Source organism: Acinetobacter sp. 789_lipA, from assembly GCF_058242845.1.
In genome coordinates, this window is sequence record NZ_JBZAYS010000001.1 from 3,575,097 (window position 1) to 3,590,756 (window position 15,660).

General features: G+C 41.9%; 25 protein-coding genes. All 25 read right to left on the reverse strand.

Annotation, left to right across the window (positions count from 1 at the left end):
• Positions 1–75 precede the first annotated feature (75 nt).
• The 25 genes from AC4CUZ_RS17635 to AC4CUZ_RS17755 all read right to left on the reverse strand — a co-directional run bounded on the left by AC4CUZ_RS17635 (position 76) and on the right by AC4CUZ_RS17755 (position 15,660).
• Positions 76–2,697: a hypothetical protein gene (locus AC4CUZ_RS17635; RefSeq protein ID WP_490747972.1), complete on the reverse strand. Its 2,622-nt coding sequence runs from the start codon at positions 2,695–2,697 to the stop codon at positions 76–78.
• 58 nt (positions 2,698–2,755) lie between these two features.
• On the reverse strand, positions 2,756–3,151 hold the full coding sequence (locus AC4CUZ_RS17640) for a hypothetical protein (protein WP_490747973.1): 396 nt from the start codon (positions 3,149–3,151) through the stop codon (positions 2,756–2,758).
• Between the two features lie 90 nt (positions 3,152–3,241).
• Positions 3,242–3,418, reverse strand: a complete 177-nt coding sequence (locus tag AC4CUZ_RS17645) for a hypothetical protein (RefSeq protein WP_490747974.1) — start codon at positions 3,416–3,418, stop codon at positions 3,242–3,244.
• A gap of 23 nt (positions 3,419–3,441) precedes the next feature.
• On the reverse strand, positions 3,442–3,984 hold the full coding sequence (locus AC4CUZ_RS17650; RefSeq protein WP_490747975.1) for a hypothetical protein: 543 nt from the start codon (positions 3,982–3,984) through the stop codon (positions 3,442–3,444).
• A gap of 101 nt (positions 3,985–4,085) precedes the next feature.
• The gene (locus AC4CUZ_RS17655; RefSeq protein ID WP_490747976.1) at positions 4,086–4,298 is read right to left on the reverse strand and encodes a hypothetical protein; all 213 of its coding nucleotides are present in this window, start codon (positions 4,296–4,298) and stop codon (positions 4,086–4,088) included.
• A gap of 35 nt (positions 4,299–4,333) precedes the next feature.
• Positions 4,334–4,756 (reverse strand): phage tail assembly chaperone family protein, TAC, encoded by a 423-nt coding sequence (locus tag AC4CUZ_RS17660; protein WP_436660676.1) that lies wholly within the window; start codon positions 4,754–4,756, stop codon positions 4,334–4,336.
• Complete coding sequence (locus tag AC4CUZ_RS17665) at positions 4,749–5,234, reverse strand: phage tail tube protein (protein WP_490747977.1); 486 nt, start codon at positions 5,232–5,234, stop codon at positions 4,749–4,751. Before AC4CUZ_RS17665 ends, AC4CUZ_RS17660 begins: the two co-directional genes overlap by 8 nt.
• A 199-nt stretch (positions 5,235–5,433) precedes the next feature.
• Positions 5,434–5,640: a hypothetical protein gene (locus tag AC4CUZ_RS17670; RefSeq protein WP_490747978.1), complete on the reverse strand. Its 207-nt coding sequence runs from the start codon at positions 5,638–5,640 to the stop codon at positions 5,434–5,436.
• Positions 5,637–6,176, reverse strand: coding sequence for a phage antirepressor N-terminal domain-containing protein (locus tag AC4CUZ_RS17675; RefSeq protein WP_490747979.1), 540 nt, complete (start codon positions 6,174–6,176; stop codon positions 5,637–5,639). Before AC4CUZ_RS17675 ends, AC4CUZ_RS17670 begins: the two co-directional genes overlap by 4 nt.
• 373 nt (positions 6,177–6,549) lie before the next feature.
• A complete protein-coding gene (locus AC4CUZ_RS17680) occupies positions 6,550–6,918 on the reverse strand; it encodes a DUF3168 domain-containing protein (RefSeq protein ID WP_490747980.1) in 369 nt (122 codons plus the stop codon).
• Positions 6,915–7,373: an HK97-gp10 family putative phage morphogenesis protein gene (locus AC4CUZ_RS17685; protein WP_490747981.1), complete on the reverse strand. Its 459-nt coding sequence runs from the start codon at positions 7,371–7,373 to the stop codon at positions 6,915–6,917. Before AC4CUZ_RS17685 ends, AC4CUZ_RS17680 begins: the two co-directional genes overlap by 4 nt.
• A 3-nt stretch (positions 7,374–7,376) precedes the next feature.
• Positions 7,377–7,706: a phage head closure protein gene (locus tag AC4CUZ_RS17690; protein WP_490747982.1), complete on the reverse strand. Its 330-nt coding sequence runs from the start codon at positions 7,704–7,706 to the stop codon at positions 7,377–7,379.
• Between the two features lie 8 nt (positions 7,707–7,714).
• Entirely contained in the window at positions 7,715–8,005 is a 291-nt protein-coding gene (locus tag AC4CUZ_RS17695) for a head-tail connector protein (protein WP_490747983.1), read from the reverse strand.
• Positions 8,002–9,450 (reverse strand): phage portal protein, encoded by a 1,449-nt coding sequence (locus tag AC4CUZ_RS17700; RefSeq protein ID WP_490747984.1) that lies wholly within the window; start codon positions 9,448–9,450, stop codon positions 8,002–8,004. The genes AC4CUZ_RS17695 and AC4CUZ_RS17700 overlap by 4 nt, the downstream gene beginning before the upstream one ends.
• Positions 9,451–9,461: 11 nt before the next feature.
• Complete coding sequence (locus AC4CUZ_RS17705; protein ID WP_279733205.1) at positions 9,462–9,752, reverse strand: hypothetical protein; 291 nt, start codon at positions 9,750–9,752, stop codon at positions 9,462–9,464.
• Positions 9,753–9,839: 87 nt separating this feature from the next.
• Positions 9,840–11,174 carry a phage major capsid protein gene (locus tag AC4CUZ_RS17710; protein WP_490747985.1) on the reverse strand — a complete coding sequence of 445 codons (1,335 nt, stop codon included), beginning with the start codon at positions 11,172–11,174 and terminating at the stop codon, positions 9,840–9,842.
• Positions 11,171–11,764: an HK97 family phage prohead protease gene (locus AC4CUZ_RS17715; RefSeq protein WP_004694118.1), complete on the reverse strand. Its 594-nt coding sequence runs from the start codon at positions 11,762–11,764 to the stop codon at positions 11,171–11,173. Before AC4CUZ_RS17715 ends, AC4CUZ_RS17710 begins: the two co-directional genes overlap by 4 nt.
• Positions 11,765–11,801: 37 nt before the next feature.
• On the reverse strand, positions 11,802–13,475 hold the full coding sequence (locus tag AC4CUZ_RS17720) for a terminase large subunit (RefSeq protein WP_490747986.1): 1,674 nt from the start codon (positions 13,473–13,475) through the stop codon (positions 11,802–11,804).
• 38 nt (positions 13,476–13,513) lie between these two features.
• Positions 13,514–13,663 carry a hypothetical protein gene (locus AC4CUZ_RS17725; protein ID WP_244782470.1) on the reverse strand — a complete coding sequence of 50 codons (150 nt, stop codon included), beginning with the start codon at positions 13,661–13,663 and terminating at the stop codon, positions 13,514–13,516.
• A 7-nt stretch (positions 13,664–13,670) separates the two neighbouring features.
• Positions 13,671–14,144: a terminase small subunit gene (locus AC4CUZ_RS17730; RefSeq protein ID WP_490747987.1), complete on the reverse strand. Its 474-nt coding sequence runs from the start codon at positions 14,142–14,144 to the stop codon at positions 13,671–13,673.
• A 117-nt stretch (positions 14,145–14,261) separates the two neighbouring features.
• Positions 14,262–14,483 (reverse strand): hypothetical protein, encoded by a 222-nt coding sequence (locus AC4CUZ_RS17735; protein WP_490747988.1) that lies wholly within the window; start codon positions 14,481–14,483, stop codon positions 14,262–14,264.
• Complete coding sequence (locus AC4CUZ_RS17740) at positions 14,480–14,767, reverse strand: HNH endonuclease (RefSeq protein ID WP_490747989.1); 288 nt, start codon at positions 14,765–14,767, stop codon at positions 14,480–14,482. The genes AC4CUZ_RS17735 and AC4CUZ_RS17740 overlap by 4 nt, the downstream gene beginning before the upstream one ends.
• Positions 14,736–14,969 (reverse strand): hypothetical protein, encoded by a 234-nt coding sequence (locus tag AC4CUZ_RS17745; protein WP_490747990.1) that lies wholly within the window; start codon positions 14,967–14,969, stop codon positions 14,736–14,738. The genes AC4CUZ_RS17740 and AC4CUZ_RS17745 overlap by 32 nt, the downstream gene beginning before the upstream one ends.
• A gap of 18 nt (positions 14,970–14,987) precedes the next feature.
• Entirely contained in the window at positions 14,988–15,218 is a 231-nt protein-coding gene (locus AC4CUZ_RS17750; RefSeq protein WP_004694132.1) for a hypothetical protein, read from the reverse strand.
• Between the two features lie 268 nt (positions 15,219–15,486).
• Complete coding sequence (locus AC4CUZ_RS17755; RefSeq protein WP_010326048.1) at positions 15,487–15,660, reverse strand: hypothetical protein; 174 nt, start codon at positions 15,658–15,660, stop codon at positions 15,487–15,489.

The window sequence follows — 15,660 nt, forward strand, 5'->3', positions numbered from 1 at the left end:
TGTTTCCTCATGCATTATTAGCTGAAAATTCAGCCAATTTATAGTAATGCATGATTTTGGGAAAGTTAAGGTATTTTACTTCGCCAATAACCCGCCCTGACGTTGCTCTTGACGAATCACCGTACGAACCGCATTGCCAATCATTTGACCGAGTTGCTTCTGATCTGACTGATTAGATTGTGTTGTTACGCCTGAGTCGGTGACATTGACAGTGATATTTACATCCCCACTACCATTCTTCTGATTGGCAATCATGCCTTTCAAATCAGCATTCGTTCGACTATCAACAACACGTTCACCTTTATCTAGCAACCATGTACCTTCTTTCGGGATGTTGTCGATACCGTCGTGGGCCATACCCATAGGTGTTGCAGCTTCGATTAGTGATAAGAAAGATCCCGACTCAAGAGTTGCGAGTGCAGCAGCTCCCATCTTTTGCCATACAGTACCTGGCTCATTGGCATATGCATCAGAGGCAGACTTCCAGACATTCATGCCCGCTTGAGCAAGATAAAAAGACTTCTGAGCAAAGAATAATGCCTGATACGCACTAGACGATTTACCCAGCATTGAGCCAAAAAAACCACTTAAAGAATTAAGATATTCACCACCATAGCCAGCTTGTAGGGCAATACGATCACGCTGATATTCTTCCTCAGTTATCAACATTTGATCACGAGCCTCTTTTAAAAGATCAATATCTCGCTGGTACTGAGACTCGGGCTCAAAACGATATTGATAATCCGCCCAAACATTTTCACGCTCCGCATTTTGCTCCATGCCTTGCTGCATGTTTGCCTGCTTGATCATTGCGTCTTTAGTTTCAGGGGAATAGCTTGCAGTATTGAGAATTTCCTCCCGCACTAATGCGTAATACTGTTCAGCGTATTCAGATGCAGACATCCAAAGTTGTTTTGTTTGAAGCAACTCTTTGGCCTGATTAATTTCAAGCTGTTTTTTCTGATAAGCATACTGTTCATCGAGAAATTTAAGCTTTGCCTCCTTAACCACACCGCTAAATTTTGTACTGTTTTCTGCAATCTCACGGTCTTGCTGGTACGCATATTCGAGCTTTTTCAGTTCGCTCCACTTATATTCGTTTAATTCAAGACTAAGGGATTTAAAGTATTCTGCACGTTCAGCATCAAATCGCATTTTTGCTAAATTGGTAAACTTAGATTGATCCGCAGACGTAAAACCGGCATTTAGAATACGCAGTAACTCATCATTCTCTGTCGAGTTTATATTTTCAAATTCAGTCGAGTAGGTTGTGGTAATTTGATCTCGTTCGCGCGCTTGCTGCTGCCTAACTCGCTCCAACTCTTTTGCATGCTCTTCCGCTGCACTTGCCGCCTTTTCAGATGCCTTGGCATTTTCTTCAGCCTGCTTGGTGTTAGTTTTTAAACCACTAGAAGCTTCATTAGCCGCCGCTCCGGCCTTATAATAAACCTCGGCCAGATTATCCATCTTAGGGGCTGCTGAATCAAACATACTCGCTGCACCGCGAACTGTTTTATCTAGGACAGCAAAAGAACTTGTGATGCTCTGCTGAGCAATACCTACAGAACCCGTAATACCACCCACAAGCGCCATACTCTTCCCAATAAAACCGTCTGCATTCCAGACAGCCATGGCGGTTCTACCAATATTTTTTGATTGAGCCAAAAAGGTTTTAATTTGATTAATGATGATTTCAATTGCACCAGCCACCCCAATAACCACAGCACCAACACCTTTTGCAATTGTGCCTACCGCAGCTAGTGTGGTATTGAATTGAGCGCCATTTTTACTACCTTCTAGAAAGTGGGAAAGCAAAATGCTTAGCACTGGCATCACTTGGGTTGCTAGCTGGGATTTAAATCCTTCAAAACGTGTTTGTAGTGATTGGGTTTGCGCAGCAAGCACCCTAGATTGCTCCATAGCCTCTTTAGATCTCAATACGCCGGCCTGCTCCAAGGCTTCATCATACTCTTTGAGCAACTGACCACTTTCAGCAAAAACTGGAGCAAGATTACCCAAATCACTAGCCAGGCTTTCAAAGACAAATCTTCGCTCTTGTTTTGATACATCCAAAGTATCTAGTTTGTCACTAATGGCTTGAATCGCCTCAATACCATCTTTGCCCTGTAGCGTTTTAGCAAAAGACCGTATTTGGTCTTCAGTCATTTTGGTGTTGTTTTTTAATGCATCAAAAAAATCAGCAGCACCCCCGCCTTCCGTTGCAGAGAATTCTCCTAGTTTTTCTTGTGTATCCGCAAGTATAGAGGCTAACTGATCTTGAGACACACCAAACTGTAATGCTGCATGTTCAAGGGTTTGAAAGCTCCTAACACTTGTATTTGCACGATTAGCCAATATTTGAAGTTGAGCGTCTGTCTTGGCTATTTCTATTGCCATTTTAGAAAGAGCACCCATAGCGATAACAGTACCACCAACAGCCATCCCTGCAAGCGCAGCTCCTGCCAATAAGACTCCGCCCCTCACCGACCCTAGCTTCCCGGTAAAATTATCTATTACTGAACCAATTTGGGTGCCGCCCAGTGCATCCACAACCTGTTGCTTAAACCCTGCAAAGGCCTTATTCATATTGTCGGTGGTTTGTTTGGTTTTGCGCTCAGCTTTGGTCATACCTTGCTCAAAGGAGCCAAGCTTTACCAATAAATCAAGGGTCAATCGACCAAGGGATGCTGCTGCCATAACTTTTCCTCAGGCAATAAAAAACCGCCAGAAGGCGGTTATGTTTGTAACTATACTCTTAAGAGGCCATGCATGCTAAAAAGTACTTATTAGCATATTCCACGGATGCCTTATCTAAATCTTTGCCATTCAATCCCATAGGGTATTGAAATGCATCATTTATAATATGCTGCATTGCTTTTCTAACATTCTCGTCTTTAGCATCGATTGTTTTGTACATTTGTGCGGCAGGAGCCCCACGCTGTCGAGCATTAAATGTGCTTTTTGCAAATCGAGATGCAGCTTCGCAAAACTCTTGTTCAACAGAAGGGTCTATTTGTTTTTTTAGCTTTGCTTGCTTTTGAATGCTTGTAAAAGAACCATCCGCAAGAATTATTTCGTGCTGAAAGCTTGCATCCTGCCCATGGGCAAAAGTTCCCATTACAATCAAAGCCAATAAAATAATTTTTTTCATATCCAATCCCTTTCTGTTTAGGACAAGATACTAATTCCAGCACAAAAAAACCACTCCGAAGAGTGGTCTTGTTTTGCGAAGGGCAGATATTTACGCGGCTTTGCTTGATTTAGATACCGAAACAGTACTCATATCACCCTGCAATACACCGCGCATAGAACCCATACGTTGAGCTGCGATTTCAAAGCATTTTGCAACAAGATCATTCACTTCTTTTTTTTGTTTTTGAGAAATTTGAACATGATTGTGCAATGAAATAACGTTCATAATTTGATCACCTGTCTGCTTGATTATTTACGCCGAAAGGCAAGCCAGCGCTTACCCTCGAATTCGACTTTTAGTCCTGCCTCATCCAACTCCTGTTGGATAATTTTTGACGCTTCATGTAAAACTTGCAAAAAAGCCTGACTATGATCAGTGCGAGCATAAATTTTAGTAGCACTACCAGAGCTTTCTGCATGTTGCAAGAATGTTTGAACAATGAAGATCAAATATTCTGCATGTTTGGCATCATAATTCGAACCGACCAAACTATCAAGCTGTGGACTAAGGTATATATCGAAAATTTTAAGCGTTACTTCGCGCCCACGACGATGAAATCCTACCGAAGCAACCACATTTGGATGCTCGCAATCATCCTCACAAACCCCAATGTAAGTTGTAAGACTTTCCCTTTTTAAGAAATCCCCATAGTTCCTACTGGCTTGTATATGCTCAAAAAATTGCTCATTTAACTCAATTAGCTCATCATCAAGACCAAGTTTAATTCCACCCTCAACCCAGTATCTAGAAGTATCCCTCAGAGTACTCTCATCAAATAAAACTGTTTTCAATTATAATTTCCAATAGATCATTTTTCATAACGAAAGATAACAAATTATAATCAGTTATTAAATCCCTGAAACAATACTTTCTAATTAAAAAAGAAACCAAGCTAACCTGATTTCTTCTTAATGGCTTGCATGCGCTGCTCTTCAAAAGTCAGCCCTGGAATTGTTTCATGCGGCATAAAGATGCGAGCATCAACACGCTTGTCTTCTTCAACCTTGCCATTGAAATAAAGCGCATATAGATTACCCACACCCTGCTCTATGCGACGACCCAAATTAAATGAGCCGTATTTATTGCGATAGTGACTCCAAAACATAAACTCCTTGTAAGTCATATTTCTTTTAGCTTCAGCTATTGTTCTTCCGCCGACCCCATTAAGGACGAGTTCTGCCCAGAGCTCTTCTTCATGGCTGATTCCTTTCCCAGTTTTTCTGCATACTCTTGCAATGCTTTAAGCCCAGAAACCTCGGCAAAGATTTCATTCGCAAGAGACTGCGTAAAGTTTTCCTCAATCTGTTCTGGCGTAAAAATCAATTCATCCTTTTCATCAACCAGTGCAAGAGATATCCAATCAGCAATAACTCCCTTATCGCGGCTATTCAATCGACGATGCAAGTCTTCTGTTTTAGCAAAGGGAAGTTGCTTAATACGAACCTCTACAGATTCTATCTGCCCATTATGATAAAACTTTACGACTGCATTACGGACTTCACCAACAAGAGCGCCTGATCCAATAGATTTAATATCAAATTTTTTAGCCTTTGTTTTAGCCACCTGTCACCACCTTAAATTCATCAGTTACTTCAGTCTGGCGCTTCATCGGCACTGTATGGTTTACCAAAGCATCAGCATCAAATACCGGTGAGCCTTTACGCAGAATTGCACGGAAAGATGACCATGTGCGAGTAGTCGGCAATGTGACATCGCTACTACTAACGGTTGGTGGTGCATCACCATCAGACCAGCCCACATACACACCAACTTCCGCACGATCTGCTGCAAGCTCAAGCAATTTCATGTGTGAAAGGTTTTTAGGGTCTGTATCGATTTGAATCGAACCTTCACCAGGTGTGGTTAAGCCCCAGTCTGATGTTGCTGTTTTTGGCTCTTCCAGACAGGTTGTATTGATTTCTGTGGTGCTATCATCGCCCATTACAAAGGCTTTAACGCAGTCCATCTTTGTGAGTGTTGGAGTATCGCCATGTAAAATCCATACTTGCGTACCCTGAGATAAAACACCTTTCTTCGCCATGAGTAGCTACTCCTCAATTTTAGGCATAAAAAAAGCCACCGAGTGGTGGCATTGGTTTGGAAATAATTAACCCCGCACTTGGCAGGGTTTATGTCTGTATAAATGAATGAATAAGAACAATGATCATGAGCACCAAAAGGACATAAAAGGATCTTTTCCAGTACAAGCCTTTTGCCACAATCTCATCTAGGTCTTCATTTCATTTTTTGAGATTTTCAGAAGTGGATTCGAGAAATCTACGACTATCCTGAACTTCTTTCCGAAGCTCTTTATTTTCATTCCAGTTATCAATAACAATTTGCTGTTGAAATTTCATTCGATTGATGACTTCTTCAACAAGTTCTGCATGCGTCATTACCTCAAGCTCTTGGCGCATTTCGATGTATTCATCTAAATCATCACTCATAGGTCAGCACCAAAATTAAGCAATAAGGTATTCTTATTAATCCAGTCTTGACGCTTCTGCTTATTGGTTTTCTTTTCGCGTTTACGCTGGTGCATACCAAGACTAAAAAGAGTTCCTTTTGCTTTTGATATCTTGTCATCCATATCAATTGCATTCAGCTCATCAAAAGCTTTGTGTCTGGCATTCAATTTACCTGTCCAGTGGTTACAGAGCACATCATCACATTCTTCTTGGTATTTGATGACAGCCTCTTTGCATTCAGGCTTCACTTTGTTTGCACTGATTGAATTAAACCATCCAAATAGTTTTCGCAGTGGAATACAAAGCATCTCCTGAATACCACCGCTTGAAGGGATGGTCATTTTGACCATACCCCATCTCGGATTTGAAGCAAGCTTTCTGTGCTGGCTCTTCCAATCCAAACCCATACCTTCGACAACCAATTTCATTGGCACGTAAGGCTGGTTGTTGTATTCAACAATTGATAATTGAGTATTGTGAAAAAATACAGTCTGCGGTTGCGCTACCATCTTCATAGCATTCTCCTGATCATGCTCAAAAAAAGAAACTGGCAGGCACGTTGAACATGGAAACGTGCTTTTCGAACCGTCGTTCTAGCCAGTGGTTTGCCTGAAAACAGGCATAAAAAAACCGCCCAATAAGGACGGTTTAATTAAGAGTTAAAATTTAGTTGCGTTTATATTCGACGCATTCTCGTCTTGGCTGTGGGACTACCACCTTGCCAACGAGCATTGGGATCATGCGTGTTTCAGTCTTCACACATTCCCATTCAGATTTATTTATCTCTATTTTTGGACTTGTAGATTCTTGCCAGATCGCATATATGATGAAGCAAATAAGAGCCGAAGTAGCGATTAATATTATCAATATAGCAATCCTAGAATAGTTTTATCTATCCAAAAACCAATTCGCATCAAAGCCACGACCGAAGATATTGGTGTCTCCATCGCGTTCAAAGTGATTTGGGTGAATGCTTGTGATATAGCAATGCAGCTCTAAAGCCTTTCGTATTGCTGCACGGATATTTGAAGCCCTACGCGCACAAGTGTCATAAACCACAATTTGGAATGACACATGATCAGTGTTGGCCGGACAATCTAAATGATTTTCAGGGTTTGCTGTGACCACCGACCAGACTGCATACGGATATGCTTTATTGGGTGAACTATCTTCCCAGACTTTTAAAGGGCTGGTACCAAGCAATGCTGTGACTTCAGGACTGGCTTTCAGTGTCGGAACTACGGGTAAAATGTTCATAATTTCGCGAGTTCCTTGTCGATTTCTTTATTAAAGTTTTCAGCAAAGCTATTGGTCACGGCTTGGATATTGTTTTGCAGTGCTGGGCGTAAAAATGGAGTTGGTGGATTGTGCACAGAGCCAAATTCCAACCAGCGCCAGTGCCGCGTATCCCCACCGCTCGTATTAGGCGGGTTTGGATTAGAGAATGACGCACCACCACGCACACCAACACGCATCACCACTTCATTCTGGTTTCGTGTTTTCCCTGCGGCAATTGCAATATTTTTCCAAATCTTTTCGCTTGTTTGCGGGTCATCCAGACCTTTTGCATTGGCCCGAGCTGCATCGCGTACAATCACCATCGCTTTACGCATGGAACGCCTTGCAGCATTCTTCATCAAACGAGGATTGCTAAGTCTTTTCAGCTTTTCCTGAACTTCATCCAAGCCTTCAATATTGAATTCTACTGACATGGCTTACTCCACTAATGACAACTCCAACGTCATATAAATTCGACCATTTTCATTGTCGAGTTTGGGTGGTGAAACGATCTGGAATGTCTGACCATCAAATAAGACACGCATACTTGAGTCAATATCATCACGCTTGCGCAGTTTTAACCGAGCGGTGGTTTCTGATCCTGCGGCTTTGGCTGTTAGAGAGTCTTTCACTGAAAGGAAGTCAATCTTCCCCCAGAGCTTTTTAAACTCAGCCCAAGCTTCGATTTCATAGTTGTATTCATCATAGGTTGTGGTTTTATGCTGAATCGTTACACGGTGGCATAGCTCGCCGGCACGTTGGGCCATAGATCACCTCAAATCGCTGTAGGCTTACGATATGGATAAAGCAGGCTTTGTACCGGCATTGGCAGGAAGTTGCCATTTACCGGCATTTCCTGCTCAGCATTGCGGTACTGATCCCAATATCCACACAGCAATAAAATTGCCTGATGAATTGCTTTGGGGTAATTGGATTCAAACTCATCAGTGATGTAATTCAGCACCACTGAATCTGCTGCATCCAAATAACCCTGAAGCATTAAATCATTTGAATCATCGTCATAGCGCAAATGTTCCTTTAGGGTCTCAATACTTACAATACTCATTCTTCACCCCATTTTTTCTGCGCTAATTTGAAGTTTTCATGGCTAAATTCACCCGAATGATCTTTTTCACAGTGCCATAATGAGCCCTTGTAAGTCACATAACACCCATTCTCATACTTATTTTCAGTCCTAAAAATCCCTTTATATAGGGATTTCTCGCTACTATTTTCAGGTAAATCAGGTGGTTTCTGATCAGTCTTAGTGGTTGAACTTGTATTAAAAGGATCCTCCCGCTGATCACGCTTAGAAAGTGCTTCCAGTGAAAAGTTTTGCTGTTGCATGTAAACCGTGTCACCACCAACAATCGGCAATAGCCCAACCTCCACACGCGCCTCATTAGGTGTCAGGATTGCAGCACCTACACCTTCTTTTAAGCGTGCCATTTGTGATGTTGAGTCCATACGGATAAGCACATTAATATCTAAAAATGCTTCCAAACCACTATCTTTAAGCCCTAGTCCGTCATCAAGTAAGTTTTCACGTGCTTCTATCGGGCTTTGTAAACAGTCTGAATAGTAAATTTCATTCAGATCTGAAATTTTAACCGTAGGTGTGGGTCCTAAGCCGACCTTAAACAATGGAACATGAAAGACAGAGCAAATAATCTCAGCTGTCATTTTTAACTGCTCAATAAGTTGAGAATCTGCCGCACTTACTGTAATGGTTTGGAAAGTCACCCCATCACCAAGTACTGCAGTACCCCCAAGATTTGCACCTGAATAATTTGCATTCCACTGCTTACGAAGTTCCGCAGCCTTCTCATTAGTGATAGATCCTGGTGTAGTCAAAACACCTGAAGGACGACTGTTATTACGAAAAAGGTTACGAGAGTTTTTCTGAATCTCAATACCCTGTCCCGCAGCCAATGAGCACGCCATAATTGGGGTTAGCCCCACAAGTGGATGATAAAAACAGTTAATACGGTCATGAATGATTTCGGATGCTGGTATTACTACCGAATCAGTCTGTGTAAGTCTGTCATTGCCCAATTGGTAAAAGACATTTCCGTTGTCATCAATCAGTGGTTTACAAAGATCAGGATTGAGCACAACAAGCTCCGTCACTTCACCAAAGATATCTCTGCGCTTCAGCACATAAGTATTGCCACGTAACAACAATGACGTTGTCCAGTGTTCACTAAATTGCTGCCAAATTTGAAAACGGTTTGGCTTTTTTAAAACACGGAATTTGCTTGGTATATCTGCATTAACCAAAACACCTTTTTCATGGCGCTTCAATTGAATCGGCATCTTACCAATATCTTGTGAAATTAATGAGACACAAGAAAAAACAGCATGATGTGCAGTAACATCTTCACGGGTTAATTCATCATTTTTTTGCCATGCACCCGAATAAGGCTCATGGATAAACATCGAGTGCCATCCACCGCCTGAATGAACACCTTGAAGCGATTTTTTCTTAAATAAATTGCCAAAAATGCCCATTATTTACCGCCTTATTTTGCTTTACTTACACGTTTTTGTTTGGGTTTGACTGGCTTATCTTCTTGCACCGCTTGTTGAATATTCTCTAATTGATGCTCAACCATCAAAGGCAATTCAACCAAACTGCCAAAATCATCAACAACTAGGGTTCCATTTAAGTTCTTCAAGAACTCAATTGAAGGTTCACCATCTAAAGGTTCTGCAAATTTCAACTTAATTAAGATTTTGGCTTGAAGATCTGGAACTTCAGCAACATCACCAGGCATTCCTTGCGGTGCCCTTCTTAAATATTTAATTTTCATAGACTGTTCTCATAGCTAAACAACTTTGATGCTTAGATATAAAAACAGCCCCAATAAAGGAGCTGTTTTTGACCTAATGAATAAAGATTAGGTGTACTGAATATAAGCTGCAGCAATCGGGCGGCGTTTTGCCCATGTGATGAATTTCTCAACACGAATTGCAAACTTATTTTCTTGCCATAAGTTATGTGTCGTTTCACCATCAGTCAATGTCGCTTGGTCACTGTAGGCAACATCCACACCACCATCTTGAGCAACAAGAATTTCACTCATTTTCACAAGTTCAATTCGGTCCCCAACAGATTGAGAGGTAATGACAGGAATAGCCAATAATGAGCGGGCAGCGCCTGCGAAATTCATCCCATTAAAGTAAGTATTACCTAACGCATCACGAAGCAACGCGATACGCATTGCACGTGTTTCGCTCATTAAGAAGTACGCACCATCTGTACTTAAATTCGCCTCAACAAACGTCTCAATCAATTTCAACAAATCAGCTTCAATTGCTTCTGCAGTTTCACCGCTTGCTGCAACTGCAACAACACCATTGAGAATGCCCGCTGGTGTTGCATCGGTTTGTTCTTGTGTACCAAGGAATGTTTCATCAATAAGCGTTTTAGATGCAGCAATCAAATCGTTTAACACTAACTGATCAACTGCCGGATCAGAACGACGCAGCAACTCTTGGGTATACACTGTAATAGCTGCAAGCTTATGTTCTTTAATTTCTACGCTGTCAAACGTTGGATTTGTTAAAGGTTTTTTAGCTCCTTCACCAACCCATGAAGCCTTCCCACCAGTAGCCTGACCATTGATTTTGATATTAAAAGGCACCGTACGATAACCTTGCAACTTATCAAAAATGGTTGCGTTACGAAGCAGCTCTAAAAAATCACCTTTATATGTATCTTGCTGAACCAATGGTGCTGCAAAGCCAGCATCAGTCGTAGTTCCAAGCACAGCTTTTTCAATATACTGAACCGTATCCTGACCAAACCCAAGTTGCTTTGCTGCATCCACTACCGTCAATAAGTTACCTTGCTTTTGAACATGGCATGCCAACATTTTTGCACGAACAAATTGAGTAAAACCAATACCCTTTGGCAAATTGGATTCAGTTGTAACTACTGTTTTCTTTTTAGTTGGATCTGGATCACCTTCGGCAGAGGCTATAGCTTCTTCACCATTTTCACCAGCAACTGGTGTCCCCGTTTCAGCGGCATGTTTAGCAGCTGCGATTTGTTTTTTGACGCGTTCAATATTCTTTTCGATCGCGGCAATTTCTGCTTCAACAGTTTGAATAGCCGCTTCAGTTTCATCGTCTGGTGTAGAGCCACCATCTAATGACTTTGTAATATGCCCTTGTAGCTCTAAATTTTTTGCAGCTAAAGCATCAAGCAACTGTTTTAAATATTTGTTCATACCAATTTCACTCCACCCTTTGTTGGGCTATTTAATTTGACAACAACGTGTTTTTGTTCAGATGAAACGCCATCTGTAACGGTCTGAGGTTTTTTGCCCAACGCGGCTTTGTGTTCCTCAAAAGCTTTTTTAAAATCTGTTCCGCTATCACGGTTATCTGGAATCGTGACAAGTGAAAGCTCATACCATTCCCAATCTTCAAACTTAATACCGCCGCCTTTAATCATCTCGGCGGTATCCCAGTTCGGCAGGAAGCCAACAGATAATCCTTTCACAAGGTCGTACTTCAAAGATTGGTAGGCCTCATCTACGCGATCCTTCAGCTTTCCTTCTTCCTTGATCTCAGGAATATGAATTTCTACTTCAATTCCTTTATCCGTTACTTTCGCGCTGGTCACATGACCAATCGGACTTCGCATGTCGTGATGAAATAGTAATGGCATTGGTAATTTGAACTTCGCGCCCTTTGGAACCATGATGTCTTTCGATCGATCTTGATTCGGCGTGCTTGCCGTGCCGGTAAATGTTCGCTTTTCCTCATCGACGCTTTTAATCTCAAAAGAGCCAAATGACTTATGTAGAGCAGACATAGCCCCTCCAAAATGTAAAAACCGCCAATTAAGGCGGTTATATGAAATGTATTTCGTAATCTTTATTTGTGGGCTCAGGGTTCAAACTCATTAATGCCACGGCGTTAAACATGGCGATGACGGGGTCGATCTTCCCAACACCAGACTCCTGTTTACTGATCATCATGCCGTTACCCTTGATAACTGCACGCGCATTACCAACACACCAAGTCATTAAGCCTTGCCCTGCGTGGTAAAGATTACCTTCAGCTAATTTTCGCTCTGTGGTGAGGATATATCCCATTAATTTAAAACCCTGAGCTACTGCAATAAGCTTATCTTCAGGAATACCAGCATCGAGCAAACCATCCAAAAGCCCGCCTAGACCAAGCGGATCGAGTCCAATCTTGTCGAGCTTGCCCGAGTCAAAGCATTTCTTTGCAATCGCTGCTAACTGGTCAATGTCATCACCAATACGCTCAACAATGGTCAGGCTGCCTTCTTTTTCATAGTCCGCATATTTTGGCGCATTCTCTTTGCGTCTCTCGACTGCCGTTTTATTGCACCAAGCATGATTCCAGAGCCACCATTTACGGCTTTTGTTATGCCGACCCAGTACAGCGAACCCAAGCAAATCATCCAGGCCACCACCATCAATCCCGCAGGTAATAACGTCTGATTGCTCAATCAACTTATCTAAGGTGAATTTTTTAGATTGCTGTAACCAATATTCAGCACCAGCCCAGCGGTTGGCGCGAAGATTTAAGCCAATTGGTACGTTTAAATGTTTTGCAAGGAAGTCACGCAGCGATTCTTCGCCAGCATCCTTAACTTTCTCAAATTCATTAATCAGGTAATCTAGGTCAACCGATGCACCCAAGTTTGGATTGGTGACATAGAAGTTTTCAGGTTTTAAGTGCTCACCTGCCTCAAGCATCCACTCAGGAAACTCGTAAATCAGCGGTAAGAATTGTGGATTGACCTTTACACCATCCCGAATATCCCGGGCATAGTCCAGCAGCTGCTTAAATACACCGCATGGTGTTTCATCTGACATGGTAGACAGGTAGATAACACAACCTTCAGGCCGTGATGCCAAACCACCTTTTGCTTCACGAAACATCGATTCAGCGTTTGATCTTTTACCAAAGAGCCAGACCTCATCAATCAGAATGATTGAGGCCTTTTTACCTGCAGCAGCATTACTTTCAGCAGCAATCACTTTCAAGGTCGCATTAGTGCCCAAGTGAGTGACTGTTTTGGTGTGCTCGGACACATTGAACATTTCCTGAAGCTCAGGATCTGCTCGAATAAAGTCTCGAATTGGATTAAAACTATTGTCCGCGACCTCTTTTGTGGGCGCCAACAGAATAAGCTCAGCCGACATACGATCATTTAAGATCAAGGCCACCATCATGATGCCGGCTGCGATCGTGGACTTAGTATTTTTCTTAGAGATCAGCAAGAAGAATTCGCGAATTAAACGCTTTTTCTGCACCGGATCGTAAGCACCAAAGATCGCCCGGACAAACTCAATCACCCATGGCAGTGTGACTTCACCCATTTTCGGGCTACCCATCACATCGACCAAGATTAATTCTTTAAAAATCCGCTCTGCTACATCAGCCACTTCTGGGAAAAGCGGTTCACATGGCATGAGTGACTTTTTAGCGACAATACGTTCCTCCCAGTCTGGGCAGGATGTTGTCCATTCTGGGAGCATTGCTGACATAAATTTAACTCATTAAAAAACCTCCCGAAGCGGGCGGCTTAAATTGGCTTTACTTTGATATTTTGGCTATAAGCTTCTTTCCATACGCCATTTACGTGAACGTACCACTTCCTACTTTTACTCTTAGCATACGCCCAACCAAACATTGTTTTTGCAAGATGCGTTGCACCTTTTGGTTTTGTAATCATAACCACCTCAACTAAGCAATTGGTTATTCAAAGTGCCAAACTTGCCTGACTTTGTTGCAGCCTTGGCCGCATCTTCTTTAGTTTCTTTCTTGCCTTTTTCAGCAACTTTGCCATGTACATAAGGTAAAGCAGCTCTGGCAGCATTCACTCGAAGCATCATCTCATTGCCGCCATTCTTCATGACGTTAATCAGGAAGTCGAGAGGATCGTCAGTGCTGTACTGGTCTTCGATTGGGTCTTCATCTTCATAACTTGAAGCTTCTATCGGTTTAACTTTCGGTTTTTCAGAAGTTAAACTTCGGCCTTCTTTGTCAGCCTTCAACTTTTCGATATGAACAATAATTTCAGGGTCTTTTCTTAGTTTTGACCCTGCCTGTGATGCTGTCTTTTCTGCATAACCTGCTGAAATTGCAGCCTCTTTGTTGCTTAAGCCGTCAACAACGGCCTGAGCAAACTTTTTCATTTTTTCGCTTAGTGCCATTGGTTAACCTTTAACTTTTCGCTTTAACTTTTGCTGAAATGGGAAATTTTTTTATAAGTGAGATGGTGGGTGGTGTCCGAGGGCAAAAGGTTTTGAACTTTTGACCTCCCCCCTCCCTTACACACTGTTTATTGCGTTTAGAATTTTGTTCTTCCCATCATCATTCACTTCACCGTTCAGCGTGTGACCAGACTCTAAGTAAACATGGAAGGTGTGAATGTCTTGGGTGTAATCCTTCTTGCCAGTCCATTCAATGACGCATGCTTCGACTTTAGAGGGATTAAAGAAGATGTTGCGGTCTTTGCTTCGGTCATATACTTGTACTAATTTTTCGCTCACTGCCGACTCTCCTTTAAGGTTTTATCTTTGTGACACGGCGGACACAACGATTGCAGGTTAGATTCATCATCGGTACCACCTTGGGCTACATTAACTATATGGTCCAGTTCTAATTGCGTAGTAACACGGCGGCAATGCTGGCATGTCCAGTTATCACGTAGATGAATCTTTTCTTTGAGTCTGCGCCAAGGTCTACCACCGCGGCCTGATCCCCAGTTCTTTGGCGGTCTAGGTTGCTTGGGTGTGATGGTATCAAGCCTGCTCTGCAATCGTTTTAGCTTCATGCTTAATGAACTCCACTGTCACAGTGCCACGCAATAATCGTGTGTATATTTCACCCTTGCGTCTATCTTTCTTGGTAAAGCGACGATGAGGTATAAAACAAACTAATCCCTGATCTACATTCGCCCACTTCACACACTTAATGCGATTGCCATTCACATATACATATCGAATGCCTTTCCCATCATTCATACTGTGGAACATAGTTATTCATCCATATATCTAGGAGCGTTTTCCTCTTCCTGATCCTCGAGTATTAACAATAATTCGTTGATCTGGTTGCTCTGCTGTGTCAGGTGCTGAATCAGTTGATTGTTCTGTATCAACACTTGGCTGTTCTGCTTTACCAGCTCGCCCACCAAGGAAAGCAATTGCATTTGAAATTGACTGTTTTGACTGTTCATACATTGCCTTTAGCTTCTGTCGACGTTCTTCACATGATTTACACGACATCTCTTTTCTCCTGACATAAAAAAACCACCCGAAGGTGGTTCGCTTAAAACAACATCGACATTTGCCCGAACTCATAAATGATTAATGTAAGGACTAAAGCCGAAACCGAGATTACAAGCACATCTTGTGAAGTCATACTTATCCCTCTTTATTGTTCTTTTTTTATACTCTCATAATTAAAAATATTATCAATACCAAAAGAATACATTTCTCACAATTAATAGGGATAGATATGTAAGAAATTATACAAGAGCGGTTTATTTGTTAATTAATCGTACAGGCTTGTTCTTAGATTCTTAACCCGCTCTTTCAACTTAATCATTATGCCATCTATCGCCAGCATCTCATCCCGAGTCAAACCAGAACGACTTAAATTTTGGTACTTAGACAGCTCAGCAGTGCAAAATTCTAAGTCTTTTTTCGCTTGTACCTTATCTGTCAT

Excerpts from the sequence above, each read along its gene's own strand:
- AC4CUZ_RS17635 (WP_490747972.1), bottom strand. The coding sequence starts at position 2,697 with ATGGCAGCAGCATCCCTTGGTCGATTGACCCTTGATTTATTGGTAAAG.
- AC4CUZ_RS17640 (WP_490747973.1), bottom strand. The coding sequence starts at position 3,151 with ATGAAAAAAATTATTTTATTGGCTTTGATTGTAATGGGAACTTTTGCC.
- AC4CUZ_RS17645 (WP_490747974.1), bottom strand. The coding sequence starts at position 3,418 with ATGAACGTTATTTCATTGCACAATCATGTTCAAATTTCTCAAAAACAA.
- AC4CUZ_RS17655 (WP_490747976.1), bottom strand. The coding sequence starts at position 4,298 with ATGTTTTGGAGTCACTATCGCAATAAATACGGCTCATTTAATTTGGGT.
- AC4CUZ_RS17665 (WP_490747977.1), bottom strand. The coding sequence starts at position 5,234 with ATGGCGAAGAAAGGTGTTTTATCTCAGGGTACGCAAGTATGGATTTTA.
- AC4CUZ_RS17670 (WP_490747978.1), bottom strand. The coding sequence starts at position 5,640 with ATGAGTGATGATTTAGATGAATACATCGAAATGCGCCAAGAGCTTGAG.
- AC4CUZ_RS17675 (WP_490747979.1), bottom strand. The coding sequence starts at position 6,176 with ATGAAGATGGTAGCGCAACCGCAGACTGTATTTTTTCACAATACTCAA.
- AC4CUZ_RS17680 (WP_490747980.1), bottom strand. The coding sequence starts at position 6,918 with ATGAACATTTTACCCGTAGTTCCGACACTGAAAGCCAGTCCTGAAGTC.
- AC4CUZ_RS17685 (WP_490747981.1), bottom strand. The coding sequence starts at position 7,373 with ATGTCAGTAGAATTCAATATTGAAGGCTTGGATGAAGTTCAGGAAAAG.
- AC4CUZ_RS17690 (WP_490747982.1), bottom strand. The coding sequence starts at position 7,706 with ATGGCCCAACGTGCCGGCGAGCTATGCCACCGTGTAACGATTCAGCAT.
- AC4CUZ_RS17695 (WP_490747983.1), bottom strand. The coding sequence starts at position 8,005 with ATGAGTATTGTAAGTATTGAGACCCTAAAGGAACATTTGCGCTATGAC.
- AC4CUZ_RS17700 (WP_490747984.1), bottom strand. The coding sequence starts at position 9,450 with ATGGGCATTTTTGGCAATTTATTTAAGAAAAAATCGCTTCAAGGTGTT.
- AC4CUZ_RS17705 (WP_279733205.1), bottom strand. The coding sequence starts at position 9,752 with ATGAAAATTAAATATTTAAGAAGGGCACCGCAAGGAATGCCTGGTGAT.
- AC4CUZ_RS17710 (WP_490747985.1), bottom strand. The coding sequence starts at position 11,174 with ATGAACAAATATTTAAAACAGTTGCTTGATGCTTTAGCTGCAAAAAAT.
- AC4CUZ_RS17715 (WP_004694118.1), bottom strand. The coding sequence starts at position 11,764 with ATGTCTGCTCTACATAAGTCATTTGGCTCTTTTGAGATTAAAAGCGTC.
- AC4CUZ_RS17720 (WP_490747986.1), bottom strand. The coding sequence starts at position 13,475 with ATGTCAGCAATGCTCCCAGAATGGACAACATCCTGCCCAGACTGGGAG.
- AC4CUZ_RS17725 (WP_244782470.1), bottom strand. The coding sequence starts at position 13,663 with ATGATTACAAAACCAAAAGGTGCAACGCATCTTGCAAAAACAATGTTT.
- AC4CUZ_RS17730 (WP_490747987.1), bottom strand. The coding sequence starts at position 14,144 with ATGGCACTAAGCGAAAAAATGAAAAAGTTTGCTCAGGCCGTTGTTGAC.
- AC4CUZ_RS17740 (WP_490747989.1), bottom strand. The coding sequence starts at position 14,767 with ATGAAGCTAAAACGATTGCAGAGCAGGCTTGATACCATCACACCCAAG.
- AC4CUZ_RS17745 (WP_490747990.1), bottom strand. The coding sequence starts at position 14,969 with ATGTTCCACAGTATGAATGATGGGAAAGGCATTCGATATGTATATGTG.
- AC4CUZ_RS17750 (WP_004694132.1), bottom strand. The coding sequence starts at position 15,218 with ATGTCGTGTAAATCATGTGAAGAACGTCGACAGAAGCTAAAGGCAATG.
- AC4CUZ_RS17755 (WP_010326048.1), bottom strand. The coding sequence starts at position 15,660 with ATGACAGATAAGGTACAAGCGAAAAAAGACTTAGAATTTTGCACTGCT.